This is a genomic window from Mesorhizobium alhagi CCNWXJ12-2, from assembly GCF_000236565.1.
Classification (GTDB): domain Bacteria; phylum Pseudomonadota; class Alphaproteobacteria; order Rhizobiales; family Rhizobiaceae; genus Allomesorhizobium; species Allomesorhizobium alhagi.
In genome coordinates this window covers 15,951-41,505 of the sequence record NZ_AHAM01000131.1, presented here as the reverse complement: position 1 = coordinate 41,505, position 25,555 = coordinate 15,951, and the positions used below count along the sequence as shown (strand labels likewise).

The 25,555-nt window shown below is 62.3% G+C and carries 26 protein-coding genes; 16 read left to right on the top strand and 10 right to left on the bottom strand.

Annotated elements, in window-relative coordinates; all coding sequences use genetic code 11:
• Positions 1 to 902 (top strand): FecCD family ABC transporter permease (locus tag MAXJ12_RS15385; RefSeq protein ID WP_008836833.1); only part of this gene is annotated, 902 nt, incomplete at its 5' end.
• Positions 903 to 911: 9 nt separating this feature from the next.
• Positions 912 to 1,703 carry a heme ABC transporter ATP-binding protein gene (locus MAXJ12_RS15380; protein WP_008836832.1) on the top strand — a complete coding sequence of 264 codons (792 nt, stop codon included), beginning with the start codon at positions 912 to 914 and terminating at the stop codon, positions 1,701 to 1,703.
• On the opposite strand, the gene rirA is transcribed toward MAXJ12_RS15380, so the two are convergent.
• On the bottom strand, positions 1,700 to 2,170 hold the full coding sequence (gene rirA, locus MAXJ12_RS15375) for an iron-responsive transcriptional regulator RirA (protein WP_008836831.1): 471 nt from the start codon (positions 2,168 to 2,170) through the stop codon (positions 1,700 to 1,702). The two genes, MAXJ12_RS15380 and rirA, sit on opposite strands and share 4 nt — an antisense overlap.
• A 249-nt stretch (positions 2,171 to 2,419) precedes the next feature.
• On the opposite strand from rirA, the gene MAXJ12_RS15370 reads away from it, so the two are divergent.
• Positions 2,420 to 2,965 (top strand): GNAT family N-acetyltransferase, encoded by a 546-nt coding sequence (locus MAXJ12_RS15370; protein WP_050898832.1) that lies wholly within the window; start codon positions 2,420 to 2,422, stop codon positions 2,963 to 2,965.
• Between the two features lie 29 nt (positions 2,966 to 2,994).
• Here MAXJ12_RS15370 and MAXJ12_RS15365 read toward each other — a convergent pair whose 3' ends face one another.
• The 3 genes from MAXJ12_RS15365 to MAXJ12_RS15355 form a co-directional block, all read right to left on the bottom strand.
• Complete coding sequence (locus MAXJ12_RS15365; protein WP_008836829.1) at positions 2,995 to 4,500, bottom strand: tripartite tricarboxylate transporter permease; 1,506 nt, start codon at positions 4,498 to 4,500, stop codon at positions 2,995 to 2,997.
• Between the two features lie 9 nt (positions 4,501 to 4,509).
• A complete protein-coding gene (locus tag MAXJ12_RS15360) occupies positions 4,510 to 4,974 on the bottom strand; it encodes a tripartite tricarboxylate transporter TctB family protein (protein WP_008836828.1) in 465 nt (154 codons plus the stop codon).
• Between the two features lie 83 nt (positions 4,975 to 5,057).
• A complete protein-coding gene (locus MAXJ12_RS15355; protein ID WP_008836827.1) occupies positions 5,058 to 6,026 on the bottom strand; it encodes a tripartite tricarboxylate transporter substrate-binding protein in 969 nt (322 codons plus the stop codon).
• Positions 6,027 to 6,286: 260 nt separating this feature from the next.
• Here MAXJ12_RS15355 and MAXJ12_RS15350 point away from each other — a divergent pair, with 260 nt between their 5' ends.
• Entirely contained in the window at positions 6,287 to 7,582 is a 1,296-nt protein-coding gene (locus MAXJ12_RS15350) for a DUF445 domain-containing protein (RefSeq protein ID WP_008836826.1), read from the top strand.
• Between the two features lie 60 nt (positions 7,583 to 7,642).
• Complete coding sequence (locus tag MAXJ12_RS15345; protein WP_008836825.1) at positions 7,643 to 8,074, top strand: phasin family protein; 432 nt, start codon at positions 7,643 to 7,645, stop codon at positions 8,072 to 8,074.
• A 101-nt stretch (positions 8,075 to 8,175) separates the two neighbouring features.
• On the opposite strand, the gene MAXJ12_RS15340 is transcribed toward MAXJ12_RS15345, so the two are convergent.
• Complete coding sequence (locus MAXJ12_RS15340) at positions 8,176 to 8,856, bottom strand: DsbA family oxidoreductase (RefSeq protein ID WP_008836824.1); 681 nt, start codon at positions 8,854 to 8,856, stop codon at positions 8,176 to 8,178.
• Positions 8,857 to 8,877: 21 nt separating this feature from the next.
• Entirely contained in the window at positions 8,878 to 10,680 is a 1,803-nt protein-coding gene (locus tag MAXJ12_RS15335) for an extracellular solute-binding protein (RefSeq protein ID WP_420492380.1), read from the bottom strand.
• 269 nt (positions 10,681 to 10,949) lie between these two features.
• Between MAXJ12_RS15335 and MAXJ12_RS15330 the strand changes: the two genes are divergently transcribed.
• Positions 10,950 to 11,579, top strand: a complete 630-nt coding sequence (locus MAXJ12_RS15330) for an invasion associated locus B family protein (RefSeq protein ID WP_008836822.1) — start codon at positions 10,950 to 10,952, stop codon at positions 11,577 to 11,579.
• Between the two features lie 68 nt (positions 11,580 to 11,647).
• On the opposite strand, the gene hspQ is transcribed toward MAXJ12_RS15330, so the two are convergent.
• Positions 11,648 to 11,971, bottom strand: a complete 324-nt coding sequence (hspQ, locus tag MAXJ12_RS15325; RefSeq protein ID WP_040586384.1) for a heat shock protein HspQ — start codon at positions 11,969 to 11,971, stop codon at positions 11,648 to 11,650.
• Between the two features lie 127 nt (positions 11,972 to 12,098).
• Between hspQ and MAXJ12_RS15320 the strand changes: the two genes are divergently transcribed.
• Entirely contained in the window at positions 12,099 to 13,061 is a 963-nt protein-coding gene (locus MAXJ12_RS15320; RefSeq protein ID WP_008836820.1) for an AEC family transporter, read from the top strand.
• Here MAXJ12_RS15320 and MAXJ12_RS15315 read toward each other — a convergent pair.
• Entirely contained in the window at positions 13,050 to 14,243 is a 1,194-nt protein-coding gene (locus tag MAXJ12_RS15315) for a UbiH/UbiF family hydroxylase (protein ID WP_008836819.1), read from the bottom strand. The genes MAXJ12_RS15320 and MAXJ12_RS15315 overlap by 12 nt on opposite strands.
• Before the next feature lie 155 nt (positions 14,244 to 14,398).
• On the opposite strand from MAXJ12_RS15315, the gene pcsA reads away from it, so the two are divergent.
• The 8 genes from pcsA to MAXJ12_RS15275 all read left to right on the top strand — a co-directional run bounded on the left by pcsA (position 14,399) and on the right by MAXJ12_RS15275 (position 22,941).
• Complete coding sequence (pcsA, locus tag MAXJ12_RS15310) at positions 14,399 to 15,187, top strand: phosphatidylcholine synthase (protein WP_008836818.1); 789 nt, start codon at positions 14,399 to 14,401, stop codon at positions 15,185 to 15,187.
• 1 nt (position 15,188) lies between these two features.
• On the top strand, positions 15,189 to 16,166 hold the full coding sequence (locus MAXJ12_RS15305; RefSeq protein WP_008836817.1) for a quinone oxidoreductase family protein: 978 nt from the start codon (positions 15,189 to 15,191) through the stop codon (positions 16,164 to 16,166).
• Between the two features lie 95 nt (positions 16,167 to 16,261).
• Positions 16,262 to 17,845: an ABC transporter ATP-binding protein gene (locus MAXJ12_RS15300; RefSeq protein WP_008836816.1), complete on the top strand. Its 1,584-nt coding sequence runs from the start codon at positions 16,262 to 16,264 to the stop codon at positions 17,843 to 17,845.
• A complete protein-coding gene (locus tag MAXJ12_RS15295) occupies positions 17,845 to 18,963 on the top strand; it encodes an ABC transporter permease (protein WP_008836815.1) in 1,119 nt (372 codons plus the stop codon). The genes MAXJ12_RS15300 and MAXJ12_RS15295 overlap by 1 nt, the downstream gene beginning before the upstream one ends.
• A complete protein-coding gene (locus MAXJ12_RS15290; protein WP_008836814.1) occupies positions 18,956 to 19,870 on the top strand; it encodes an ABC transporter permease in 915 nt (304 codons plus the stop codon). The genes MAXJ12_RS15295 and MAXJ12_RS15290 overlap by 8 nt, the downstream gene beginning before the upstream one ends.
• A gap of 92 nt (positions 19,871 to 19,962) precedes the next feature.
• Complete coding sequence (locus tag MAXJ12_RS15285; RefSeq protein ID WP_008836813.1) at positions 19,963 to 21,036, top strand: BMP family ABC transporter substrate-binding protein; 1,074 nt, start codon at positions 19,963 to 19,965, stop codon at positions 21,034 to 21,036.
• A 118-nt stretch (positions 21,037 to 21,154) separates the two neighbouring features.
• Complete coding sequence (locus MAXJ12_RS15280; protein ID WP_008836812.1) at positions 21,155 to 22,072, top strand: diacylglycerol/lipid kinase family protein; 918 nt, start codon at positions 21,155 to 21,157, stop codon at positions 22,070 to 22,072.
• A complete protein-coding gene (locus tag MAXJ12_RS15275; protein WP_008836811.1) occupies positions 22,069 to 22,941 on the top strand; it encodes an inositol monophosphatase family protein in 873 nt (290 codons plus the stop codon). The genes MAXJ12_RS15280 and MAXJ12_RS15275 overlap by 4 nt, the downstream gene beginning before the upstream one ends.
• Before the next feature lie 18 nt (positions 22,942 to 22,959).
• On the opposite strand, the gene rimO is transcribed toward MAXJ12_RS15275, so the two are convergent.
• Positions 22,960 to 24,279: a 30S ribosomal protein S12 methylthiotransferase RimO gene (rimO, locus tag MAXJ12_RS15270; RefSeq protein ID WP_008836810.1), complete on the bottom strand. Its 1,320-nt coding sequence runs from the start codon at positions 24,277 to 24,279 to the stop codon at positions 22,960 to 22,962.
• 149 nt (positions 24,280 to 24,428) lie between these two features.
• On the bottom strand, positions 24,429 to 25,124 hold the full coding sequence (locus MAXJ12_RS15265) for a TerC family protein (protein WP_008836809.1): 696 nt from the start codon (positions 25,122 to 25,124) through the stop codon (positions 24,429 to 24,431).
• A gap of 128 nt (positions 25,125 to 25,252) precedes the next feature.
• Here MAXJ12_RS15265 and MAXJ12_RS15260 point away from each other — a divergent pair, with 128 nt between their 5' ends.
• The gene (locus MAXJ12_RS15260) at positions 25,253 to 25,546 is read left to right on the top strand and encodes a hypothetical protein (RefSeq protein WP_008836808.1); all 294 of its coding nucleotides are present in this window, start codon (positions 25,253 to 25,255) and stop codon (positions 25,544 to 25,546) included.
• The last annotated feature ends 9 nt before the right edge of the window (positions 25,547 to 25,555 follow it).

Here is a 25,555-nt window from a genome sequence, read left to right as displayed (position 1 = left end):
CCGACGCTCTTTCGGCGCGAGATCGCATCATAGTCTATGACATTCGCCTGCCGCGCGTCGCTCTAGGCGTTCTGATCGGCGCCGCGCTCGCGGTATCGGGCGCCGTAATGCAGGGCCTGTTTCGCAATCCGCTCGCCGATCCAGGCATCGTCGGCGTGTCCAGCGGGGCGAGCCTTGGTGCGGTTTCGGTGATCGTGCTCGGCGGCACGGTACTCGCGCCGCTGACCGGATCGCTCGGCATCTACGCGCTACCGGTGGCCGCCTTCCTGGGTGGGCTTGTCGTGACACTGGTGCTCTACCGCGTGTCGACGCGGCGCGGCCAAACCTCGGTCGCCACGATGCTGCTTGCCGGCATCGCGCTGGGCGCCATGGCCATGGCCTTCACCGGCATGCTGGTCTTCATGGCCGACGATCGCCAACTGCGCGACCTGACGTTCTGGCAGCTCGGCTCGCTCGCCGGCGCCACATGGGCCAAGATTGCGGCGGCGGGGCCGATCATCGCGCTCGGCCTGGCCGTCTCGCCCTTTCTGGCGCGCGGGCTGAACGCGCTGTCGCTTGGCGAGACTACGGCAAATCATCTCGGAATTCCGGTGCAGCGGCTCAAATATGTAGCAATTGTCGCGGTCGCCGCAGCCACCGGCGCGTCGGTCGCGGTAAGCGGCGGCATCGGCTTCGTCGGCATCGTCGTGCCGCATCTGCTGCGCCTGCTGATCGGACCGGACAACCGCTATCTGCTGCCGGCCTCGGCGCTTCTAGGCGCTTCGCTGCTGCTGCTTGCCGACGCGGTCAGCCGTACCATCGTCGCGCCCGCCGAACTGCCGATCGGCATCGTCACGGCTGCCGTCGGCGGTCCGTTCTTCCTGTGGATATTGCTGCGCAAGCGCGGCATCCTCGATCTCTGAGGCCGGCCGATGATTGAAGCGCGCGACGTCTCGGTATCGATCGGCCGCAAGCGGATTATCGCCAATGTCGATTACGAGATCCGGCCGGGGGAGATGGCCGCCATTGTCGGCCCCAACGGGTCGGGCAAGACCACCTTCCTGAAAGCGGTTTCGGGCGACCTGCCTTATACGGGCAATATCAGTATCAACGGCCGGGACATCGCCTCGATGAAGCCCTGGCAAGCGGCGGCGATGCGCGCCGTGCTGCCGCAGGCGACCACGCTGTCCTTCCCGTTCACCGTGCGCGAGGTCGTTAAGCTCGGCCTGACCGGCGGGCGTTCGGGCGTGCTGCCGGGGGAGGATGGAAGGCTGCCCGACAGCGCCCTGGCATGCGTCGATCTCGACGGCTTTGCCGGCCGGTTCTACCAGGAACTCTCCGGCGGCGAGCAGCAGCGCGTCCAACTCGCGCGCGTGCTCTGCCAGGTCTGGGCGCCGGTGCTCGACGGAAGTCCGCGCTACCTGCTTCTCGACGAGCCGGTTTCCAGCCTGGATATCAAGCATCAGCTCATCATCATGAACATCGCGCGCGATTTCGCGCGGCGTGGCGGAGGCGTGGTGGCGATCCTGCACGACCTCAATCTGGCAGCCATGTTTGCCGACCGTATCTTCGTCATGCATCGCGGGAGCCTGGCCGCTGCCGGCTCGCCGCAATCGGTGCTGAGCGACGAACTGATTTCAAGGGTATTCGAGTGCCGGCTGAAGGTCGGGGCGTTGCCCGCCGGCAATACGCCGTTCGTGTTGCCGCAGTCGGCGGCGGTTTAAGCCGCCGAAGCGGGCGCGGGTCGCTCCGGTAGAAAATCGATGCCGAGCCGCGTGCGCATGTCCTGCTTCGATGCGACGAGGTCGGCGATCGAATGGCGCGCCAGCACCGCGAAAAACGCGTTCAGCGCCTCGCGTAGCGCCGCGTTCAGCCCGCAGCTGTCGACCAGCGGGCATTCGGCGGCATCGGTCTCGAAGCACTCGGCCATGGCGAAGCTCTCCTCGGTCACGCGCACGACGTCGAACAGGCTGATCGTCTCGGCCGACCGACCGAGCCGCACGCCGCCATTGCGGCCGCGCACCGTTTCGACAAGGCCATGCTCGACGAGCGGCTGCAGGATCTTGAACAGAAAAAGCTCCGACACCGAATAGGAACTGGCGATCTCCGGAATCCGGCTGAGTCGGCCTTCATTGACCGCGCAATACATCAGAATGCGCATGGCATAATTGGTCTGGCGGGTTAGCCGCATCGTCTTTCCTTCGCGAGCACTGCTTTGCCGGAATATGGCCCATAGTTTGGAATAATTCCAGACAAGAGTGAGCATAAACATGACAAAGAAGTTCATATTATGCCGCGCCATACCTGAGCTGGCTGGAAAACCTTCTCCTCTCGACTTTTGGGAGAGAGCTGGCGCGATCTTGCAATCCATGTTGCAGTGCACAATATATGGACCGTGTCGATCGTCGTCGACTCTGGGAGGACCCATGAGGACCACGACATGCAAACGATGCCACCTTTCACCACTTTTCCGCCAGGCACGATCCGGCAGCTCAGGCCTTCCGACCTGCCGCGGTTTCGTGAACATCTGCTGAGGCTCGATCCGGAAAGCCGCCGCGACCGCTTCAATGGCGTGGCGGACGACAATTACATGGCTTCCTATGCAGAACGCTGTTTTGCCCAGGGCACGACCGTGATTGGCTATGTAGAAGGCGGCAAGGTTTTGGGCGCTGCCGAACTGCACGAGCGCCCGGATCTACCCGAGCCGACGGGCGAGATCGCCTTCAGCGTCGAACGCGAATTGCAGCGTATGGGTGTCGGCCGGGGGCTGTTCGAACGGCTGATCGGCAATGCCCGCGGTCTCGGCTACACCAAGCTCAGGGTCACCACCCACCCGTGCAATGAGACCATGAAGGCGCTGGCTCGCCGCTTCGATGCCGCGCTGTCGTTCGAGGATGGTGAAACCGTCGGCGTTATCGACCTCGATCCGCCTGTCCATGACGGACGCGGATTTTTTGTATCTCCAGCGGAGCGCATGTTCACCTGAGCGACGCAATGGGCAGGCATGAGCCCTGATCAGTCCTCCTCGACGAAGACCTCTTCGCGCTTCTTGCGGATCGAAGGCAGGAGGGACAAGACGATCGCAAGGGCAGCGACGGCAAGCAGGCCGGCGCTGATCGGCCGCTCGATAAACGTCATCGGGTCGCCGCGCGAGATGATCATGGCGCGACGCAAGTGCTCTTCGAGCAGCGGGCCGAGCACGAAGCCGAGCAGCAGCGGCGCCGGTTCGCAGTCGAGTTTGATCAACACGTATCCGATGATAGCAAGCACCACGATCGCATAGATGTCGAATGCGTTCAGTCCGATAGAATAGGTGCCGATGCAGGCGAAGGCGACGATAGCCGGAAACAGCATCCGATAAGGGATCGTCAGCATCTTCACCCAAATGCCGATCAGCGGCAGGTTGAGCACCACCAGCAGGAAATTGCCGATCCACATCGATGCAATCAGGCCCCAGAACAATGCCGGCTCGTCGGTCAGCACGTTCGGCCCCGGTGTAATGCCGTGGATAATGAAGGCGCCGATCATCAGCGCCATCACCGGATGAGCCGGGATGCCCAGCGTCAGCAGTGGGATGAAAGATGTCTGCGCGGCTGCGTTGTTGGCCGATTCGGGACCGGCGACACCCTCGATTGCACCCTTGCCGAATTCAGCTTCGTTGCGCGACAGCTTCTTTTCGAGCGAGTAGGAGGCGAAGGCAGCGAGCACGTGACCACCGCCTGGCAGCACCCCGAGGATGGAGCCGAGGCCCGTGCCGCGCAGGATCGGACTGACGATCCGCCGGAAATCTTCCTTCGTAAGCCAGAGATTCTCGACCTTGCTGACCAGAACAGTGCGGGTGGATTCGCTCTCCAGATTGCGCAGGATCTCGGCGACGCCAAACACGCCGACGGCCACTGAGACGAAGTTGATGCCGTTGTAGAGTTCGAAAAATCCGAACGTGAAGCGCGGCTGGCCGGAATAGAGGTCCTGACCGACCATGCCCAGCAAGAGCCCGAGCACGATCATGGCGAGCGCCTTGATGATAGAGCCGTGCGCCAGCGCGACCGACGCGATAAGACCGAGCACAATCAGCGAGAAATATTCCGCCGAGCCGAATTTGAGAGCGATGTTGACCAGCGGCGGCGCGGCCACTGCCAGCAGCAGCGTGGCGACCGAACCAGCGAAGAAGGAACCGAGCGCGGCGGTGGCGAGCGCCGGCCCTGCGCGCCCTTGCTTCGCCATTTCGTAGCCGTCGATGGCGGTGACCGCGGATGACGATTCGCCGGGCAGATTGATCAGGATCGCCGTCGTGGAGCCGCCATACTGCGCGCCGTAATAGATGCCGGCCAGCATGATTAGCGCGGTCACCGGCTCGAAGGTGAAGGTGATCGGCAGCAGGATGGCGACGGTTCCGGTCGGGCCGATGCCGGGCAGCACGCCGACCAGGGTGCCGAGAAGAACACCGACGAAGCAATATAGGATATTGTTCAAGGTGAGGGCGGTATCGAAACCGAGACCGAGGTTGGCAAGCAGATCCATATTCGATCCTCAGAATCTCAGCCAGGGACCGGTTACGGCCAGCGACAGGCCAAGCGCCCAGATGAAGATGAGTATGCAAATGGCTGTCAGCGCCGTGGCGAGGAGGAACGCGCCGACAACGCTGGTGCGCTCGCTGGCGAAGGCGCTCATGAAGGTGGCGACGAAGAGCGACGGCGCAAGGCCAAGACCGCGCACCGTGACCCCGAAGAAGATCAGACCGCCGGTCAAAAGGATAAGGCCGAACCAGGGGACACGCCCGAGCGGAATTTCGTCGGGGCCGGCGGCGAGGGATTGCACGAAGATGACGACGCCGAGCAGCAAAATCACACCCGACAGGATCAGCGGGAAATACCCAGGTCCCATCCGCAGTGCGGTGCCAATTTCGTAAGTGAGCGAAGCGTAGCCGAAGGCGAGGCCGAAGCCGATGAAGATCAACCCGGCAAGCAGGTCTTTCATGGATTTCTGACTGGTCATGGCGCGCCCGTTCCGAACGATGACAATGGGAGCAGGACAGGACGGCTATTCGCCATCCCGTCCATGCCGTCGATGGTGTCCGATCAGTTGGCCGATACGCCGGCCGCCTCGATGATCGGCTTCCACAATTCGGTCTGCGACGATAGCGTTTCGGTATGGGCCTCGGGCGTCGCGCGCTCCTGCGCAACCGGCGTGGTGCCGAGTTCGGCGAAACGGTCGATGACGTTCTGATCCTTCAGGGCCGTCTGAAGCGCCGCGGTCAATTTCTGAACCACGTCGTCGGGTGTGCCAGCCGGTACGTAGAGGCCATGCCATACGCTGACTTGCATATCGAGGCCGGCTTCGGTGGTGGTCGGCAGGTCGGGCAGGCTCGCCAGGCGCTCTCCCGTGGTCACGGCATACGCCTTCACCTGGCCGCCTTTGATCTGACCGGTCGTGTTGGTGGTCTGGTCGCACATGAAGTCAACCTGGCCGCCGACGAGATCGGTCAGGGCAGGGCCGGTGCCCTGATAGGGAACCGTGGTCAACTGGGTGTCGATCGCTTCCATGAACAGCATGCCGCAAAGGTGCGACGCCGCGCCGATGCCGGCATTCGCATAGGTGACTTTTTCCTTGTTCGCCTTGGCGTAATCGACGAGTTCCTGCAGTGTATTTGGCTCGAAATCCTTGCGTCCGATAATCGTCATCGGCACTTCCGTGACGAGGCCGACGGTCGCGAAATCCTCGAGCGGATTGTAGGGCAGGTTCTTGTAAAGCGTCGGCGCCGTAGACATGCCTATGTGGTGCATCAGCACCGTGTATCCGTCAGCCTCGGCCTTGGCGACCTGGCCCGCCGCGACCGTGCCGCCCGCGCCGGTGACATTCTGGATGACGATGCTCTGACCGAGCGCTTTTCCCATGGGCTCGGCGATCAGGCGGGTGACCGTGTCCGTCGGGCCGCCGGCCGAGAACGGCACGACGATCGTGATCGGCTGCGTCGGATAGTCCTGCGCGCTGGCCGAGAATGAATAGAGGGCTGCGGCGGCTGCCAGAGCGGCGACGAGTTTCTTCATCCTGAAATCCTCCCAAAACTAACACACCGCCCGGCGCGGGAATCTTCTCCCGTCGCCCTATGCGGATGATGCATAAAATAGGCCGGCCCGACAGATTGCAACTGCCCAGCGCGCTGCCCCTACGAAAGGCCGAGACAAATCTCGGTGCGCGAGCCGAAAGAGCCGCTTCGGTTTCGCGGCGATCTTCGTCGTACAGCTCACGTGTAAATGTCCGGTGAGAACACTAGGTTGACGATCGGGCCAGCAGGAGAGTTCAGCGAATGTCTTTAACCGGATATGATGCGCCCATCGAAGGGACGATCGCCGACGACGCCGCCAAGGTCGCTGCGCTGAGGCGCACCAAAGTCATAGCCACCGGGGCACTCGCGCTTTGTGTCGCCGTTTATGCGATCGCCAAATATTTCGAGCCGATCCTGCCCTGGCTGGGTTTCGTCGCGGCCTTCGCCGAGGCGGCGACGATCGGCGGACTGGCGGACTGGTATGCAGTCGTAGCGCTGTTCAGGCGGCCGCTCGGCCTGCCCATCCCGCACACGGCGATCATCCCGGAAAACCAGAACCGTATCGCAGACAATCTCGGCCGCTTCATCGAAGTCAATTTCCTGGCGCCCGGCCCGGTGCGAGAAAAGCTGAACGAGGTGGATTTCGCGGCGCTCGTCGCCGACTGGCTGTCCGATCCGGAGCGCGCGGCCGGCCTGTCGCGCTTCGTCGCGCGGCTTGTGCCGCAGACGCTGTCGGCCATCGAGCGGTCAGGCTTGCGCGACTTCGTCACGCAGAGAATTGTCGAGCAGGTCGAGAAGGTGCCGGTTGCGCCATTGGCCGCCGAGTTGCTGTCGGCCTTCACCGACGACCGCCGCCACCAGAAACTGTTCGATGAGTTCACCAAGGTCGTCGGAAGATTTCTCGCAGACGACGAGGCGCTCGCCGCGATGCGCGAGAAAATCCGCGAGGAACTGCCTACCGTGTTCAACCTGTTTCGCGCCGATGCCTATCTCCTGAAGAAGATCGTGGCGTCGACCGGCTTGCTGCTGGAGGAAGTGCGGGCTGATCCGCACCATCCGATGCGGCAGGAATTCGACCGTTTCGTGCTCAATTTCCTCGAAAAGCTGCGCACTTCCAGGGACTATGCCAAACGTGCCGAGAAGTTGAAGCGCGATTTCCTGGCGCGGCCCGAGCTCCGCGAGCTTGCGCAGGACATGTGGGAGAGCCTGCGCTCCGTCATCGAGCATGACGCCAGTGCGCCCAAATCGATGATCCGCGAGCATCTGGCCGGGATGTTCGTCGAAGTGGGACGGCATCTCGCGAGCGACCGGAAAATCCGCGCCGACATGAACCAGGGTTTCGTCGTCGCGCTGGCTTCCTTCGTCGAGAGCCAGAAAAGCGGCGTTTCCGGATTCATCGCCGACCAGGTCAAGCGTTGGGATCTGGCGCAACTCACGCGGTTGATTGAAATGAATATCGGCCGCGACCTCCAATATATCCGATTCAACGGCATGCTGATCGGCGGCATGGCCGGGCTGATGCTCTATGTCGGCGAGCTGCTTTTCCTGGCGAATTGACCCGGCCGGGCAAAGCTCTATTCTCGCTTGGCAAACGCCTGCGCGGCAAGGGAGAGAGCCATGGCCAAGAAGCCCGAATCCGAATCCTTCGTGGATATGTTCAGCAATTTCGGCCGTGACCTGAAGATGCCGAATGTCGATATCGAGGCCATCCTCAACCACCATCGCAAGAATCTCGAGGCGTTGCAGAAATCGGCTGCGGCCTCGGCGTCGGGCGCGCAGGACCTGATGGCCAAGCAGCGCCAGATCCTGCAGGACACGATGAGCGAAATTACCGATATGGCGCAGAGCTACCGCGCGCCCGGCAATCCACAGGAGATGATGACAAAGCAGGCCGAATTCGTCCGACGTTCCTTCGAGACCGCCGTCAAGAACGCCAGCGAAGCCGCTGAAATCATCAAGAAATCCGGAACCGAATCGGTTGAGGTACTGCGCGAGCGTATCCGCGAGACGATGGAAGAGATCCGCCAGGGCTACGAAAAGAACAGATAGCGGCGCTTGGCAGGGACATTGCTACCACTTCGGCGAGCAGCGGACCGAGCGCGACACACAGAGATCCAGGTTTCTGGCACGGGTGGAGCCGAGGCTCCGCTTCAGGTCGCCTGTTCCAACTCGCCGCGGGCCTTGGCGGCCGACACCTGCCGGATCGCGTCGGCGAGGGTGTCCGCGTCCTGCGCGCCCATGACCGCATATTTGCCTTCAAGCAGGAAGCAGGGAACGCCGGTTATGCCCATCCGGGAGGCCGTCGCAACCTCCGTCGCCACTGCATCGCGGTCCGCGTCGGTCGGCAAAAGGGTTTCGACGACCGCCGCGTCCATGCCGACTTCGCGCGCGGCCTCGATCAGCACGGCATGGTCGCCGACATTGGCGCCTTCTTCGAAATAGAACTGGAACAGCCGCTTCGCCAATCGGTCCTGCAAATCGCCGCCGGCCGCCGCCGCCCAGCGCAGCAGGCGGTGAGCATCGAGCGTGTTGGGCGAAACCTTGATCGCCCCGAAATCGAAGGCGATGCCTTCTTCCACGCCCAGCGGTTCGATGCGGGCGTGTATTTCGTGCAACCGCTCCTCGCTGCCGAATTTCGCCAGCATATAGGCCTTGCGGTCCTTGCCTTCGGGCGGAATGGTCGGGTCGAGCTGATAGGGTCGCCAGCGCACGTCAACATCGATTTCTGGAACCGCTTCCAGAGCCCGGCCGAGCCGCTTCTGGCCGATGAAGCACCAGGGACAGACGACATCGGACACAACATCTATGGTGATCGCCGGGCGTTCGGTCATAGGGCTTTCCTTTGCGCTGGATTATTCGGGCTTTCGCCACCAGGTCGGAAGTTGGAAACCGAATATAGGCGTCTTGTCCGGATGCGCCAGATAGGTCCAGTAGGCGACGGACTGTTCGGTATTGTGCTGCATCGGAACCATGTAGGCGCCGGATATCAGCAGACGGTCGAGCGCGCGCACCGCAGCGACGTAATCTTCCTTGTCGCGGGCGTTGAGCATCGCGTCGATCATCGCGTCTACTGCCGGATCGGCAACGCCGGCCAGGTTGAAGGAGCCTTCCGCATCCCGGGCTTCCGAACCCCAGCGGCCGATCAGTTCGATCCCTGGCGACAGCGTGCCGGAAAAGCCGGTCGAGCCGATCACCACCTCGAAGTCGAAGCGCTGCTTGCGCTGCTGGATCTGAGCGTCGTCGACGCTGCGGATGGAAACAGCGATGCCGAGTTTCTGCAGCGTACGCTGGTAAATCGAGGCGAGGCGCTCTTCGCCCTGCGAGGCAGTCAGGATCTCGAAGCCGAAAGGCTGGCCGTCCGGCCCTGTCAATGCGCCGCCATTCATTGCGAAGCCCGCGCTCTTCAGAAGCTCGAACGCCGACCTCAGGACAGCCCGGTCGCGGCCTGACCCGTCCGTCGCCGCCGGCCGCCAGGTGCCGTCCATCACCTCGGGAAGCACCGAGCCGGGAAAAGGCGCGAGCAGCGCCTTCTCCTTCTCGCTTGCCGGCCGGCCCAGCGCTGACAGTTCGGAATTCTGCCAGTAGCTCGCGGTTCGCTCGAATTTGCCGTCGAATATATTCTTGTTGGCCCATTCGAAATCGTAGAGCATCGCAAGCGCACGCCGCACCCTGACATCGGCGAATTTCGGCAGCCGCGTGTTGAACAGGAATCCTGTAACGACCGGCGGCAGATTCCGCTCGAAAGATTCGACGACCACGTCGCCGGCCTTGAATGCGGGAAAATCGAAATCTCGCGCGACCTGGGTTGGGTCGAGCCCCGTGTAGATCGGCCCGGCATAGGCCGAGCAGATGCCCTTTTTAAACGCCTCGAACTGAGAATTGGCGTTCAGGAAATATTCGATGGTGATGCGGTCGTAATTGTCGAAACCGCGCTTGGCGGGAAGGTCCTTGCCCCAATAGTCGGGGTTTCGCTCGAAGATTACGCGCTCGCCGGGCTCGACTTCGGCGATCCTGTAGGGGCCGCTGCCGGTCACCGGCTTCAGCGTCGTCTGGTCGAACGTTTCCTTGTCGAAGGCGTGCTTCGGCACGATCGGCGTCAAGGCGATGATCAGCGGAAATTCGCGGTCGGCATGCTCGTTGAAGGTGAAGCGGACCGAGTGCTCGCCGGTCTTTTCCAGCTTGGCGACCTTGGCCATGCGGTCGCTGTAGGGCGGCCGTCCCTTCTCGGTATAGACCTCATAGGTGAATAGTACGTCCTCCGGTGTGACCGGCTTGCCGTCCGACCATTTCGCGTTCGGATTGAGGTTGAATTCGACGGTCTTGCGATCCGGCGTGATGTCGATCGTTTCGGCGAGCAGCCCATAGAGCGAGAATGCTTCATCGGCATTGCGCGTCATCAGCGATTCGAACACCAGATTGCCGAATATGACGTCGATCACGCCGCGCGCCGTCGTGCGCAGACTCTTGACGATGAACGGGTTCAGATTGTCGAAGCTTCCGATCACGCAATAGGTGATGCTTCCGCCCTTCGGCGCGTTCGGATTGACGTAGGAGAAATGCCGGTAGTCCGGCGGCAGTGCCGGTTCGCCCTGCATGGCGATCGCGTGTCTCGGTTCGGCGCTTGCCGTTCTGCTCACGAGCGGCGACAAGGCCATCGCGGCGCAAAGGGCAAGAAGAAGGCGGCGCATTGGAACGTCCTGTCGTCGGTTCTTCGGATGATTCGAGTTTCACCCTATCACGATGGCGCCATTGTGAGATTAGCTCGGCATCCAGCCAAATAATCGAAAGCGGCGTCTGGATTCATGTTGCCGCGCGGTGTAACACGCCCGCGACAGTCATGCTGTTGCCTCATTTGGCCAACAGGTACGCGATGACTTTCGGCCGAAACGGCCGATCCGAGATCGTTTGAGAGGATATCGACAAGATGACGAGCCTGAAAACCGACTTTTCCCGCCTTTCGGTCTTGGCCGCAGGCGTGGTCGGGCTGCTCGCCGCCGGTCTTTCGCCGGCCGCGGCTCAACAGCAGCCGCAGATTCCGCAGGGCTGGTTCAAGGCCTGCTCCAAGCAGGAAGACGTGGATATCTGCAATGTGCAGAACATCACCACCGCCGCCAGCGGTCAGCTCGTCACCGGCATCAGCTTGATAGAGCTCAAGGGCAAGATCAACCGCAAGGTGTTCCAGGTCACGGTCCCGACCGGCCGTCTCGTGCCTCCCGGCATCGGCCTGCAGATCGATGGCGGCAAAGCGCAGAAGCTCGACTATGTGATCTGTTTCCCCGATCGCTGCGTGGCCGAAGTGGCGCTTTCCGACCAGATCGTAACGTCCTTCAAGAAGGGCCAGGAGCTGACCCTCACTTCGGTCAATTTCCAGAACCAGCCGAACCCGGTAAAGGTTTCGCTGAAGGGCTTCACCGGCGCCTTCGACGGTCCGCCGCTGCAGCAGTCCGATATCGAGGACCGGCAGAAGAAGCTTCAGGAATTCGTCAATAAGAACAATGAGGATTTCGCCAAGAAGCTCAAGGAAGAGCAGGACAAGGCGAAGGCGGCCAACTGACCGCATTCAGCAAGACACGAAAAAAGCGGGGCTTCGGCCCCGCTTTTTTGTACCTGCAATGCCGGGCCTTAATGGCTTAGATGGCTCTTCGGCCGGTACCGGCCGTCGGCGGTCTTATCAAAGATCTCGCCAATTTGCGGATGCCGCACCGGTTCGCCGGATTGGTCCTCGAGCAGATTCTGCTCCGAGACATAGGCAATGTACTCGGTCTCGGCGTTTTCTGCGAGTAGGTGATAGAATGGCTGGTCCTTGCGCGGCCGCACCTCGGCCGGGATTGCTTCGTACCACTCTTCCGTATTGGCGAATTGCGGATCGACATCGTAGATGACGCCGCGGAACGGAAACAGCCGATGCCGCACCACCTGGCCAATCGCGAATTTAGCTGTCTTCATTTCTTCCACGTGAAAATCTTTTTCGCCTATGTGGCGCAGGGCCGGGCGGAATTCAACCTTATACGCCCTTGACGCGTTGAGGAACAACGCGTTAGCGCGAAGGCCGATTTTTCGCGGCGGGGAACATATGTCTGACGTCATCGGCCTCGTCCTGCCGTTCTTCGGCTTGATCTTCATGGGTTTTCTGGTGGCGCGCATAACGCGCCAGCCGCTCGAAGCACTGGGCTGGATGAACACCTTCATCATCTATGTCGCGCTGCCCGCTTTGTTCTTCCAACTGCTCGCCAAGACTCCGATCGAGAGGCTGACCGAATGGAGCTACATTTTCGGCGCGGTGTTTTCGACCTACGTGGTCTTTTCCATAATGTTCGTCGGGTCGGTGCTGCTGTCGCGCGGCGAGATCGCAGAGTCCACCATCAAGGGACTGGCCGCCGCCTACGGCAATATCGGCTATATGGGGCCGGGGCTGGCTCTGCTCGCCTTCGGTCCTGAAGCCGCGGTTCCGGTCGCGCTGATCTTCTGTTTCGAAAACATCATGCATTTCGTCATGGCGCCGTTGATGATGGCGCTATCGGGCGGCGAAAAGACACCGCCGCTGCAATTGGCGGCCGGCGTGGCAAAAAAAATCGTCCTCCACCCGTTCATCATCGCCACCGCCGTCGGCGTGGCCGCTGCGGCGATCGAGTTCCGGCCGCCTCTGCCGATCGAGCGCTTTCTCGAATATCTTTCGAGCGCCGCCGCGCCTTGCGCGCTGTTCGCCATGGGCGTGACTTTGGCCTTACGGCCACTCAAGCGCGTCCCCAGAGAACTCGCGCCGATCGCCGCGCTCAAGCTGATCGTGCACCCGCTGATCTGTTACCTTGTCTTGAGCTGGGTGGGCAATTTCTCCGAAATATGGGTGTTTTCCGCTGTGCTCTTGGCGGGGCTGCCCACGGCGACCAACGTCTTCGTTATCGCCCAGCAATATGGCGTCTGGGTGGAGCGGGCCTCGGCAAGCGTGCTTATCACCACCTGCCTTTCTGTCGGCACGGTGACAGCGCTTCTCTACGCAATCACCACCGGCATGTTGCCGCCCGACCTATTCCCTTGAGAAAATCGAAGAGAAGCCGCTGCCCGGCCTGAGACCTTCGCGCATGAAGAATGCGCGTAGCGGCGCGAAAGAGCCGAGCACGCCGAGGCCTGCGCTGCGCATCAGTTGCGCCGGTAGCATGTTCGACAGCAGCGAACGGTTCAGCAGGCTGACGGCGCCAGTGCGCGCCAGAATGTCGGGCCGGCGCTTGGCGTCGTAAGCTGCCAAGGCGACTGGTGCTCCCGGGTCGGCGCGGTTTTCCGCTGCAATCGCAATTAGTTGCTCGACGTCCCTGATGCCGAGATTCAAGCCTTGCGCGCCGATGGGCGGGAAAACATGGGCGGCCTCGCCGACGAGCGCTACCCGATTTTGCGCAAAACGTGCCGGCGTCGCCGCCGATAGCGGATAGACCTGCCGGCCGGGCTCCACCCGGACGCGACCGAGCATCGACTGCATGCGCTCCTCGACCTTGGCCGAAAGAGCGTCATCGTCGAGGGCGGCGAGTTTCTCGGCGGTTTCGAGCGCGACCACCCACACCAGGCTCGAACGGTCGCCCGGCAGCGGCACCTGCGTGAATGGCCCGGTTTCAGTATGGAATTCCGTCGAGATGAAGCCGTGCGGCCGCGCATGCGCGAAATTGATGACCAGTGCGGCCTGGCGGTAGGCTCGCGTCGAGGTAGATATGCCGGCCGCCTGCCTGGCAGGCGACATGCGCCCGTCGGCAGCAACCGCAAGCGCGCCCGACACCTCGTCGCCGTCGGCCAGAACCGCCGTGACCTGGTCCGTCCCGACCGCCCAGTTTTCGACCAGTGTCCGCGGCCATTCGATACGGGGATGCGACGTCACCGCCTGCTCCAGGGCGGCATTCAAGTCACGGTTGGGAACGTTTAGCCCGAAGAACTCTTCCCCGATCTCGCCGGCATGGAAGGTGACGACAGGGCTGCGGATCAGCCGGGTCGTCGCGTCGACTATGCGCATGACGCGCAACGGCGCCGCCTTCGCCTTGATCGCGTCGGCAACGCCAAGCGTGTCGAGAAAGGCGAGCGCTGGAGACATCAGCGCCGTGGTGCGGCCGTCGTTGCGGCCGACTTCGGGACCGGCCAGGATCACCGGGAAGCCGGCATGCGCCAGTCCTAGGGCTGCTATCAACCCGGCCGGCCCGGTTCCCGCAACGATCACGTTCTGTGGATTATCCTGATCCAAGGCTGCTTCCGGACGCTCGGTGGCTTCGATGAGGGTATAGGCAGCCGACGCGCTCGGAGCAACGCGGCGATTCAGCCTATCGATGGTGGGCTCAATAGCGCTTGTACGGGCGACAGGGCTGCGATTAAGGTCAGGTTGACGGAAGAGGACAATCCATGGCGGACAGCCCGCATGTCGGTCGCACGAAACGCAGGCAGGTCACCTGGCCGCAGGCGAAGGCCTTTTCGGTTCATCTGCTCACCGCCTCGGGATCATTCCTGGCCTTTCTGTCGCTTGTGGCGGCCAGCGAGGAGCGCTGGACGGCTATGTTCTGGTGGCTTGGGCTGGCGCTGTTCGTGGACGGCATAGACGGCCCGATCGCGCGCAAGCTCGAAGTCAAGGAAATCCTTCCGACCTGGTCGGGTGAACTTCTCGACAACATCATCGACTACGTCACCTATGTTCTCATCCCGGCTTTCGCGCTCTATCAGTTTGGGCTGATGGGCGAAGGGCTCTCCTTCCTGTCCGCGGCGATCATCGTGGTTTCAAGCGCGATCTACTATGCCGACACGGGCATGAAGACGACGGAGAACTTCTTCAAGGGATTTCCGGTGGTGTGGAATATGGTGGTGTTCACGCTGTTCGTCACTGAGCCGGGCCAGTGGCTTTCCTTCGCCGTCGTTGTCTTCGCCGGCATCCTGACTTTCATGCCGGTCAATTTCCTGCACCCTGTCCGCGTCAGGCGGCTGCGGTCACTCAACCTGACGATCACGCTATTGTGGTGCGCTTTCGGCGCACTTGCGCTTGCGCAGTCGGCGCTCGCGAATTTCTATGATCGGATCGGTGTGCTGTCGGCCAATGTCGGTCTGTTTACCAAAGTTGGCATTGCCTCGACTGGTATCTACCTGTTCTTCATCGGCGGCGTTATGCAGCTGTTTCCCAACCTAGGCGCCAGGAAAGTCTGACATGTCGAAAGCAATAAAGATCCAGGCCAATGGCGGGCCGGAGGTGATGGCCTATGGAGAGAACGATCCAGGCCGTCCCGGTCCGGGGCAGGTGCTTGTCCGCCATACCGCGATCGGGTTGAACTTCCTCGATGTCTACTACCGCAGCGGGCTCTATCCCGCGCCAGCGGGATTTCCGCTTATCCTCGGCAATGAGGCGGCGGGCGTGGTTGTCGAGATCGGCGATGGCGTCGAAGGGCTGAAGAAAGGCGATCGCGTCGCCTATGTGGGACCGCTCGGCGCTTATAGTGACGAGCGGGTCATCACAGCGTCGGTTCTCGTCAGGGTTCCGGACGGCGTCAGCGATGAGCAGGCGGCTGCCATGATGCTGAAGGGCATGACCGCCGAATATCTGTTGCGCCGCACATTCCCGGTGAAGCCCGGCGACACCATCCTCTACCACGCCGCGGCCGGGGGCGTTGGACTGATCCTTGGCCAGTGGGCGAAACATCTCGGCGCAACCGTTATCGGTACGGCTAGCTCGGCCGAGAAGATCGCCCTGGCGAAGGCGCATGGCTTCGATCACGTCATCAATTACCGCGAGACCGATTTCGTGGGCGCCGTGAGGGAGATAACCGGCGGCAAGCTCTGCGACGTCGTTTACGATTCCGTCGGCAAGGACACGTTCCCGGGATCGCTCGACTGCCTCAGGCCGCGCGGCCTGTTTGTCTCCTTCGGCCAGTCGTCGGGTCCGATACCGCCTTTCAACATGGCGCTGCTGTCACAGAAGGGCTCGCTCTATGCGACCCGGCCGACGATCTTCTCCTATAACGCGAAGCGCGAGGATCTCGAGGCATCAGCGAAGGCGCTGTTCGAAGTGGTGGCGAGCGGTGCGGTCAAGATCGAGATTAACCAGCGCTACGCGCTGAAGGATGCGGCCAAGGCCCATTCCGATCTCGAAGCGCGCAAGACCACGGGGACAAGCATTCTCCTCCCTTGAGTTTTCTCCGAAATTCTTGAAGCACTTTCAAGCGGCGCCCGGCTTTGCGTTATGCAACGGCCGCGCCTACGATGCTTTCGGGAACAAAAATCAAGATGGGGGGCGTTGTGACGGCAACCCTTGAGACTGAAGGCGGCAACCTGCTCGAGGTGCGCGGCCTGACGAAAATCTTCGGCACGCTCAAGGCGTGCGACAATGTCGATCTCACGGTCGGCCGGGGCGAGATCCACGCGCTGCTCGGTGAAAACGGCGCCGGCAAGTCCACTCTGGTCAAGATGCTGTTCGGTTCGCTGGAGCCGAACGCCGGCGAAATCCGCTGGAACGGACAGGTCGAGCGCATTTCCAGCCCGGGCGCGGCCCGCAAGCTCGGCATCGGCATGGTTTTCCAGCACTTTTCGCTGTTCGATGCGCTGACCGCGGCCGAAAACATCGCCCTGTCGCTCGACGACGATACGCCGATCGCCACCATCGCCGCCAAGGCCAAGGCGCTCTCCTACAGTTACGGCCTGCCGCTCGATCCCTATTCGCTGGTCGGGGACTTGTCGGTGGGCGAGCGCCAGCGCATCGAGATCATCCGCTGCCTTTTGCAGACTCCGCAACTCATCATCCTCGATGAGCCGACATCTGTGCTGACGCCGCAGGAAGCCGACCGGCTGTTCGAGACGCTGGAAAGGCTGCGCGCGGAAGGCAAGTCGATCCTCTACATTTCGCACCGGCTGGAAGAGGTCAAACGCATGTGCGACCGCGCCACCGTGCTGCGGCACGGCAAGGTCGTCGGCCATTGCGATCCGCGCAAGGAAACGGCCTCGTCGCTGGCCCGCATGATGGTCGGCAACGAGGTGCAGGCGGTGGTGCGCGATCCCGTCCAGGGCATGGATAAGGCCGCCGCGCTGCTCGAGGTGCGCAATCTCTCGCGCACTCCCGCAACACCTTTCTCCATCCCGCTCCGCAACATCAATCTCAGCGCCCGCGCCGGTGAGGTGATCGGCATTGCCGGCGTCGCCGGCAACGGCCAGGGAGAATTCTTCGAGGCGGTGTCGGGCGAAGTCCTGCAGCATGATGCGGCGAGCGTCCGCATCCGTGGCAAGGATGCGGGCCGGCTGACGATTTCGGGCCGCAGGCTGCTCGGCGCTGCCTTCGTGCCGGAAGAGAGGCTCGGCCATGGCGCGGCACCGCGCATGCGGCTTTCCGAGAACCTGCTTCTGTCGCGCCACGCCACCGACCGCAAAGCCTTTCTCGGCACGGGCGGCACGGTGCAGACCCGCGCCATCGCCTCGGCCGCGCAGCGCATCATCGAAATCATGGACGTGCGCAAGAGCGCGCCCGACCCCGAAGCCGCGGCGCTTTCAGGCGGCAATCTGCAGAAATTCATCATCGGTCGCGAACTCGACCGCCGCCCTGCGGTTATGGTGGTCAATCAGCCGACCTGGGGCGTTGATGCCGGTGCTGCCGCGCGCATCCGGCAGGCGTTGATCGAACTGGCGCGGAGCGGCTCCGCGGTGGTCATCATCAGCCAGGACCTCGATGAATTGTTCGAGATCTCGGATTCCATCGCGGTCATGCACAATGGCGAGTTGTCGAAACCGCTGCCGATCGCCGAGGCAACCTTCGAGAAGGTCGGCTTGTTGATGGGCGGCGCCGAACCCGGCCATGTCGAGCCTGTGACGGAGTTGGCCTGATGCGGATCGAACTCGTCAAACGCCCGCAGCATTCGGCGCTGTTTTCCGCGCTGTCGCCCTTCATCGCGCTCGGCCTGACGCTGATCGCTGGCGCGATCATGTTTTCGCTGCTCGGCAAGAACCCGCTGGAAGCGCTCTATTACTATTTTGTCGATCCGCTGACCGGCCTATGGGACGAAAACAACCGCTGGCAGTTGCATGAGCTGGCGGTCAAGGCTGCGCCGTTGATCCTCATCGCAGTCGGGCTGTCGGTCTGCTTCTTGTCCAACAACTGGAATATCGGCGCCGAGGGCCAGTTCACAATCGGCGCGATCGTCGGTTCGATCCTGCCGGTCATGTATCCCGACCTGCAATCCTGGATCGTCCTGCCGCTGATGCTCCTGATGGGCATGATCGGCGGCGCGGCCTATGCCTCCGTGCCGGCCTACCTGAAGGCGCGGTTCAACACCAACGAGATCCTGACCAGCCTGATGCTGGTCTACGTCGCCCAGCTTTTCCTCGACTGGCTGGTGCGCGGTCCCTGGCGCAACCCCGGGGGTATGAATTTTCCGGAAACCCGCAACTTCCACGAATACGCCATCCTGCCCGAAGTCTGGTCGTCTTCCGGACGCGCCCACTGGGGCTTCGTCTTCGCACTGGTCGCTGCGGTCGCGGCCTGGTTCATGCTGTCCAGAACGCTGCGCGGCTTTGAAGTGAAGGTGCTCGGCCAGAGCCCGAGGGCAGGGCGCTTCGCCGGCTTCTCGGCGTCGAAAATGGTGTTCTTCGCCTTTATCGTCTCCGGTGCGCTTGCCGGTCTCGCGGGTATTTCGGAAGTGTCGGGCGCGATCGGTCAGTTGAGGCCGACCATTTCGCCGGGCTACGGCTTCGCGGCAATCATCGTGGCGTTTCTCGGCCGCCTCAATCCGCTCGGCATTGTCGCCGCCGGATTGATCCTCGCGCTTTCCTATCTCGGCGGCGAGGCAGCGCAGATATCGATAGGCGTTTCCGACAAGGTGGTGCGTGCATTCCAGGGCATGATCCTGTTCTTCGTGCTCGCCTGCGACACGCTGATCCACTACCGCGTCCGCTTCGTCGGCGCGCCTGCCGCCAAGGCGGCGGAGGTTTCCCAGAATGTTTGAATCCATCCTCATCACCATCGCGACTGCGGCGACGCCGCTGCTCATCGCTTCCATCGGCGAACTGGTCGTCGAACGCTCCGGTGTGCTCAATCTCGGCGTCGAAGGCATGATGGTCATGGGTGCGGTCACCGGCTTCGGCGTGACGCTCGCCACCGGCTCGCCCTGGCTGGGCATTTTCGCGGCAATCGCCGTCGGCGCGCTGTTCTCCCTGCTGTTCGGTTTCCTGACGCTGACGCTCGTCACCAACCAGGTGGCCACCGGCCTGGCGCTGACGCTGCTCGGCCTCGGCCTCTCCGGCATGCTCGGCGAAGGTTTTGTGGGCCAGCCCGGCATCAAGCTTGGTAATCTTTATATTCCGTATCTCTCCGATCTTCCTGTGATCGGACGGCTGATCTTCGGCCAGGATCCGGTGTTCTATCTTTCGGTCCTGTTGACCGTCGCCGTCGCCTGGTTCCTGTTCCGCACGCGTGCCGGCCTGACGCTGCGCTCGGTCGGCGACAATCACGGCTCGGCGCATGCTCTCGGTATCAACGTCATCGGGATACGCTATCTGGCGGTGATGTTCGGTGGGGCATGCGCCGGCCTGGCGGGCGCGTACCTGTCGCTCGTCTACACGCCGCAATGGATCGAGAACATGACTGCCGGGCGCGGCTGGATCGCGCTGGCGCTAGTCGTCTTCGCTTCATGGCGGCCGTGGCGCGTGCTCGCAGGCGCCTATCTGTTCGGCGCCGTCTCGATCGGCCAGTTGCACGCGCAGGCGCTGGGGATAGGCGTGCCTTCGCAGCTACTTTCTTCGCTTCCCTATCTGGCGACCATCGTGGTGCTTGTTCTAATCTCTCGCAACAGGCGGCTGACAATGGTCAACACACCGGCTTCTCTGGGGCGGCCGTTTGTGCCAGATCGCTAAAGCGCGATCCGAAAAATGGGAACGGTTTTCGGATCAGGCTCGAACAACAACGGGATAGTGTCCCCGGCAACACTGAAAGAGGAAGAACAAGAATGAAAAAAACAATTCTGTCATTGGCCGCAGCGGCAGCCGTGCTGTCGCTCGGCACAATGGGCGCGCAAGCCGCAACCAAGGCCTGCTATATCTATGTCGGGCCAATCGGCGACTTCGGCTGGTCCTATCAGCACCATCAGGGCGCGCTCGAGATGCAGAAGAATCTCGGCGAGGAAAATGTCGAGCTGGCCTATCTCGAAAGCGTGCCGGAAGGCGCCGACGCCGAGCGCGCCATCGAGCGTTTCGCACGCTCCGGCTGCAACATCATCTTCACGACCTCCTTCGGCTACATGGACCCGACCAACAAGGTCGCCGGCAAATTCCCGGACGTTAAGTTCGAGCACGCGACGGGCTACAAGCGCGAGCATCCGAACGTGGCGACCTACAATTCGAGGTTCTATGAGGGCCGTTACGTCCAGGGCATCATCGCGGCCAAGATGTCCAAGGCGGGTGTCGCCGGCTACATCGCCTCCTTCCCGATTCCGGAAGTGGTAATGGGCATCAACGCTTTCGTGCTTGGCGCGCAGTCCGTGAACCCTGACTTCAAGGTCAAGGTCGTGTGGGCCAACACCTGGTTCGACCCGGGCAAGGAAGCCGACGCGGCCAAGGCGTTGATTGATCAGGGTGTCGACATCATCACCCAGCACACGGATTCGACCGCGCCCATGCAGGTCGCGACCGAGCGCGGCATCAAGGCGTTCGGCCAGGCTTCCGATATGATCAAGTTCGGCCCGGAAACGCAGCTCACCTCGATCGTCGACGATTGGGGCCCGTACTATATCGAGCGGGTCAAGGCGGTGATCGACGGCACATGGAAGCAGCATGACGTCTGGGGTGGCATGAAGGAAGGCCATGTCGTTATGGCGCCCTACACCAACATGCCCGATGACGTGAAGAAGCTCGCCGAAGAGACGGAAGCCAAGATCAAGTCCGGCGAATTCAACCCCTTCACCGGCCCAATCAACAGGCAGGACGGCTCGGAATGGCTGAAGGACGGCGAGGTCGCCGAGGATGGCGTGCTGCTCGGCATGAATTTCTACGTCCAGGGCGTGGACGACCAACTGCCGAAGTGATCGGCCCACATTCACGCGAACGGAAAGGGGCGCCGGCGGCGCCCTTTTTGTTTGGCCGCGCGCCGACTGCAATATTGCGCTCCGGGAGCGAAATCGGGATTCGTCCGTTTAGACGCGCATGGACGCGCTGCTCTTTCACAACCCCAATGCCGGCTCGGGCGATCACTCGAGGAAGGATATGCTCGCGGCGCTGAGCAGGGCGGGGTTTCGAGCGACATACTGCTCGACCAAGGGGCCGGATTTCAAGGACATGCTGAAGGAGTCAGCCGATCTGGTGGTTGTCGCCGGCGGCGACGGCACCGTCCGGAAGGTCATGACGAGAATAGCCGATCGCAGCATTCCGATGGCAATCGTTCCGCTGGGCACCGCGAACAACGTCGCGACGTCCCTCGGCATTGTCGGCGATGCGTGGAAGCATGCCGAGGGATGGAAAGCGGGACGCAGACAGCGGTTCGACATCGGCCTGGCCACCGGCCCCTGGGGAGAACGGCCGTTCGTGGAGGCAGTGGGATGCGGCATCTTCGCCAAGGCGATCGGAACAAAAGTCGATGAGGATGCGACGCGCGAGCAGAAGATCCAGCTCGGCCGCGACGCGTTGCTGGACATCCTGAAGAAGGCGCCGCCGCTCGACGTGGACATCGATATCGACGGTGTCCGGGTGGAAGGCGACCTGCTCGCGGTGGAGGGTCTGAACATCGGCTTTATCGGTTCGAAACTGCCGTTTTATCCGAAGGCCAATTCGGGCGACCGGGTTTTCGATGTCGTCTGCCTTCGCAAGGACCAGCGATCCGCCATGCTCGATTGGCTCACCGCGCCGGATGGGACCGTTTCTCCGGCAACCGCCGTCCACGGCCGCCGCCTGCGGATTGAATATGAGGGGGATACGCCCCTTCGCATCGACGACAAGCTGCCCGACCGACCGGAAAAGCGCGCGGAACTCTTCGTGGAAGTGCATGGAAAGCCCATTGAAATCCTCCTTCCGGTGGAGCCTCCGCACGCGCCGGATGAGAATGAGACCGATCAGGAGCAAGTATGAACACACAGGACCAATCCCGGCATGAAACAGCGATTGAAGCACGATATCTTGCCAAGATCGAAAGGACGGCGGTCGAACTCGCCAATCTCGCGGGCGCTGAAATCAAGACAGCGCTCGGCGGAATGCTCTCCGTCCGCTACAAGACCATCTCGGAAGTGGAGGAAATCTGGCAGGATCCGGTATCGGAGGTCGATGATAACATCGAGGAACTGATCCGCGCCCGCCTGGCCAAATCCTTTCCGGAGCACGACATAATCGGAGAAGAATTGGACGAGCGTCCGGCGCGCGACCATGACTTTGTCTGGGCCGTCGATCCGATCGACGGGACGGCCAATTTCGTCAATGGCTTTCCGCTTTTTGCGGCGACCATCGGCGTCCTGCATCGCGGGCGGCCGGTCGCGGGCGCGATCTGGTGCGCCGCCAGCCATGAGCTGCGGGCTGGCGTCTACCATGCATCGCTGGGTGGAACGCTCTGCTTCAACGGTGATCCGGTCACGCCCAAGCACAATCCGCTCGTGCGCCGGCACCTGGCTGGCGTAGCCGCCGGGCGATCGAATGAAGGCGGCTGGGAGATGAGGACAACCGGTTCGGCGGCCATCGAAGCCGCCTTCGTTGCCGCCGGCCTGCTCGAGGCGGCGCATTTCGAGCGTCCAAACATCTGGGATGTTGCTGGTGGGGCCGCTTTGGTTCTCGCCGCCGGCGGCCGGGTCATGGTCGCGGGAGGCGAGGGCTGGGCTCCGCTGGACAAATTCGAAGCGCCTGAGCGAGGCGATGGCGCGCCGGACTTGCGGCATTGGAGCCACTCGCTCATTCTGGGCCGGGTCGAGGGAGATGTTCTCGTATCGGGCCTGGGTCAGCCCGTGGCCTAGATCGAACCCGGTGCCGGCTCAGACGGCCGAGCCGTAAAGGTCGTACGCGTCGGCACGCTCGATCCTGACCGTCACGATGTCGCCGGCGCGCAGCGGCCTGCGCGACTGGATGTGAACCGATCCGTCGATTTCCGGCGCGTCGTATTTCGTGCGTCCCTTGCCCGACATCCCGTGCGCCTCGTCGATGATGACGGGCAGGCGTTTGCCAACCTTCTTCTGCTGCCGGATAGCCGAGATCTTCTGCTGGCGCTGCATGAAGCGGTGCCAGCGGGATTCTTTCACCTCCTGCGGCACCTGTTCGAGACCGAGATCGTTCGAGCGGGCGCCTTTCACTGGCTCGTATTTGAAGCAGCCGGCGCGGTCGATCTTGGCTTCGTCCAGCCAATCGAGCAGCATCTCGAAATCCTCGTCGGTCTCGCCGGGAAAGCCGACGATGAAAGTCGAGCGGATGGCGAGATCGGGGCATATCTCGCGCCAGCCGCGAATGCGCTCCAGCGTCTTCTCGCCATGGGCCGGGCGGCGCATGTTCTTCAGCACCTGCGGCGAGGCGTGCTGGAAGGGTATATCGAGATAGGGGAGGATCTTTCCCTCGGCCATCAGCGGGATGACGTCCGCGACATGCGGGTAGGGATAGACGTAGTGCATGCGCACCCAGACGCCGAGTTCGCCCAGTTCCTTTGACAAATCGAGGAACTTGGCGCGCACCTCACGCTCCTGGAACAGGCTGGTCTGGTATTTGATGTCGATGCCGTAGGCGCTGGTATCCTGCGAGATGACCAGGATTTCCTTGACGCCGGCCTTGGCGAGTTTTTCGGCTTCGCGCAGCACATCGCCGGCGGGGCGCGAGACAAGGTCGCCGCGCAGCGCCGGGATGATGCAGAAGGTGCAGCGGTTGTTACAGCCTTCCGAAATCTTGAGATAGGCGTAGTGGCGCGGCGTCAGCTTCACGCCCTGCGGCGGCAGAAGATCGATGAACGGCTCGTGCGTCGGAGGCGCGGCCTCGTGAACGGCCGCCATCACGCTCTCATAGGCCTGCGGCCCTGTGATGGCGAGTACGTTGGGATGCTTCTCGCGAATGACGTCCGGCTCCGCGCCGAGGCATCCGGTGACGATGACCTTGCCGTTTTCCGACATGGCCGAGCCGATGGCGGCGAGCGACTCGTCACGCGCTGAATCGAGGAAGCCACAGGTGTTGACGACGACGAGGTCGGCGCCGTCATGCTTGCGAGCGATCTCGTATCCTTCGGCGCGCAGCCTGGTGATGATCCGCTCGGAATCGACAAGCGCCTTCGGGCATCCGAGGCTGACGAAACTGACGCGTGGAGCGGGTGCGGACATATCGTGTCTTTCAACGGCAAAAGCCGGAACCGTGGAGGTCCGGCCTTGCCTGAGTGCGTTGATTAATTGTGCGAGCGCCCACGGCGCTCGATTTACGCGGCGCAATAACACAGTTCCGGCCGCAGGAAAACCGCGACGCAGCGTCCCGGTCAGTGGCCCATCTGTCCCGGCGCACCGAACCACCCGCCGAGGAATGCGAGTTGCTCCGGCCACTGGCCGTAGGCACCCTTCAGCATCATCTCGATAGCCACATAGAGGATCACCAGCAGGCCGACATAGGCGATCCAGCGGTGCTTGTGCAGAAGCCGTGCGATAAAGGACGCGGCAAGACCCATCAGCGCGATGGAGAGCGCGAGCCCGATGATGAGCACGGTCGGGTGGTCCATCGCCGCGCCGGCGACCGCCAGCACGTTGTCGAGCGACATCGATACGTCGGCAATGACGATCTGCCAGGCAGCCTGCGCGAAGGTCTTGCGCGGAGCGCCTCCTGCTACTGCTCCGCTCTTGTCGTAGTCGATGTCCGACAGCGCCTCGGTCGCCTCTTCCTCCTCCTTGTGCGTGGTTCTGAGCTCGCGCCACATCTTCCAGCAGACGTAGAGCAGGAGGATGCCACCGCCGATTAGCAGGATCGGCCCGATTTGGAGGAGTTGTTGCGTGATCAGCGCGAAAAAGATTCGCAAAACAGTGGCCGCGAGAATGCCGACGATAATGGCCTTCTTGCGTTGTTCGGCTGGCAGCCCGGCCGCCGCCAGTCCGATGACGATGGCGTTGTCGCCGGCGAGAACGAGATCGATAGCAATGACCTGAAGGAGCGCGGAAAAGCCCGCGGCAGTGAAGATTTCCATGGGATTGGGGCCCTTCCTGTCCGATGCTTGGTTGGACCTCGGCCCTAACTCTTGACGCCGCGCGGCGTCAAGTCACTCCTGACAGCCTTGCGGATATGTCCAGCGCCTCAAGGCGGTGTTATTCGACATTGGCTGGTCGGCATGGCATCATCGGGGTCAACGAGGGCAACTCCGTGACGGCGGAATACCTGAACCATCAACTCGAATGCCCCTACTGCCTGACGATCCGGCTCAGGATACCTGCCAATGCGCGCCCGGAATCGGAGATCCGGTGCGACGATTGCGGCGAATATCTCGGCACCTGGGACGAGCTGCAGTCGGATTTCGAAAGGCAGGGCGGGCAGAACGGCGTGTTCCGCCTGGACCAGGGCCGGATCAGGCGGGTCGAGGACGTTCCGAAAGGATTTGCCCCGGACGAATAGCCGCCAAGC

Excerpts from the sequence above, each read along its gene's own strand:
- MAXJ12_RS15380 (WP_008836832.1), top strand. The coding sequence starts at position 912 with ATGATTGAAGCGCGCGACGTCTCGGTATCGATCGGCCGCAAGCGGATT.
- rirA (WP_008836831.1), bottom strand. The coding sequence starts at position 2,170 with ATGCGGCTAACCCGCCAGACCAATTATGCCATGCGCATTCTGATGTAT.
- MAXJ12_RS15370 (WP_050898832.1), top strand. The coding sequence starts at position 2,420 with ATGCAAACGATGCCACCTTTCACCACTTTTCCGCCAGGCACGATCCGG.
- MAXJ12_RS15365 (WP_008836829.1), bottom strand. The coding sequence starts at position 4,500 with ATGGATCTGCTTGCCAACCTCGGTCTCGGTTTCGATACCGCCCTCACC.
- MAXJ12_RS15360 (WP_008836828.1), bottom strand. The coding sequence starts at position 4,974 with ATGACCAGTCAGAAATCCATGAAAGACCTGCTTGCCGGGTTGATCTTC.
- MAXJ12_RS15355 (WP_008836827.1), bottom strand. The coding sequence starts at position 6,026 with ATGAAGAAACTCGTCGCCGCTCTGGCAGCCGCCGCAGCCCTCTATTCA.
- MAXJ12_RS15350 (WP_008836826.1), top strand. The coding sequence starts at position 6,287 with ATGTCTTTAACCGGATATGATGCGCCCATCGAAGGGACGATCGCCGAC.
- MAXJ12_RS15345 (WP_008836825.1), top strand. The coding sequence starts at position 7,643 with ATGGCCAAGAAGCCCGAATCCGAATCCTTCGTGGATATGTTCAGCAAT.
- MAXJ12_RS15340 (WP_008836824.1), bottom strand. The coding sequence starts at position 8,856 with ATGACCGAACGCCCGGCGATCACCATAGATGTTGTGTCCGATGTCGTC.
- MAXJ12_RS15335 (WP_420492380.1), bottom strand. The coding sequence starts at position 10,680 with ATGGCCTTGTCGCCGCTCGTGAGCAGAACGGCAAGCGCCGAACCGAGA.
- MAXJ12_RS15330 (WP_008836822.1), top strand. The coding sequence starts at position 10,950 with ATGACGAGCCTGAAAACCGACTTTTCCCGCCTTTCGGTCTTGGCCGCA.
- hspQ (WP_040586384.1), bottom strand. The coding sequence starts at position 11,971 with ATGAAGACAGCTAAATTCGCGATTGGCCAGGTGGTGCGGCATCGGCTG.
- MAXJ12_RS15320 (WP_008836820.1), top strand. The coding sequence starts at position 12,099 with ATGTCTGACGTCATCGGCCTCGTCCTGCCGTTCTTCGGCTTGATCTTC.
- pcsA (WP_008836818.1), top strand. The coding sequence starts at position 14,399 with ATGGCGGACAGCCCGCATGTCGGTCGCACGAAACGCAGGCAGGTCACC.
- MAXJ12_RS15305 (WP_008836817.1), top strand. The coding sequence starts at position 15,189 with ATGTCGAAAGCAATAAAGATCCAGGCCAATGGCGGGCCGGAGGTGATG.
- MAXJ12_RS15300 (WP_008836816.1), top strand. The coding sequence starts at position 16,262 with ATGGGGGGCGTTGTGACGGCAACCCTTGAGACTGAAGGCGGCAACCTG.
- MAXJ12_RS15295 (WP_008836815.1), top strand. The coding sequence starts at position 17,845 with ATGCGGATCGAACTCGTCAAACGCCCGCAGCATTCGGCGCTGTTTTCC.
- MAXJ12_RS15290 (WP_008836814.1), top strand. The coding sequence starts at position 18,956 with ATGTTTGAATCCATCCTCATCACCATCGCGACTGCGGCGACGCCGCTG.
- MAXJ12_RS15285 (WP_008836813.1), top strand. The coding sequence starts at position 19,963 with ATGAAAAAAACAATTCTGTCATTGGCCGCAGCGGCAGCCGTGCTGTCG.
- MAXJ12_RS15280 (WP_008836812.1), top strand. The coding sequence starts at position 21,155 with ATGGACGCGCTGCTCTTTCACAACCCCAATGCCGGCTCGGGCGATCAC.
- MAXJ12_RS15275 (WP_008836811.1), top strand. The coding sequence starts at position 22,069 with ATGAACACACAGGACCAATCCCGGCATGAAACAGCGATTGAAGCACGA.
- rimO (WP_008836810.1), bottom strand. The coding sequence starts at position 24,279 with ATGTCCGCACCCGCTCCACGCGTCAGTTTCGTCAGCCTCGGATGCCCG.
- MAXJ12_RS15265 (WP_008836809.1), bottom strand. The coding sequence starts at position 25,124 with ATGGAAATCTTCACTGCCGCGGGCTTTTCCGCGCTCCTTCAGGTCATT.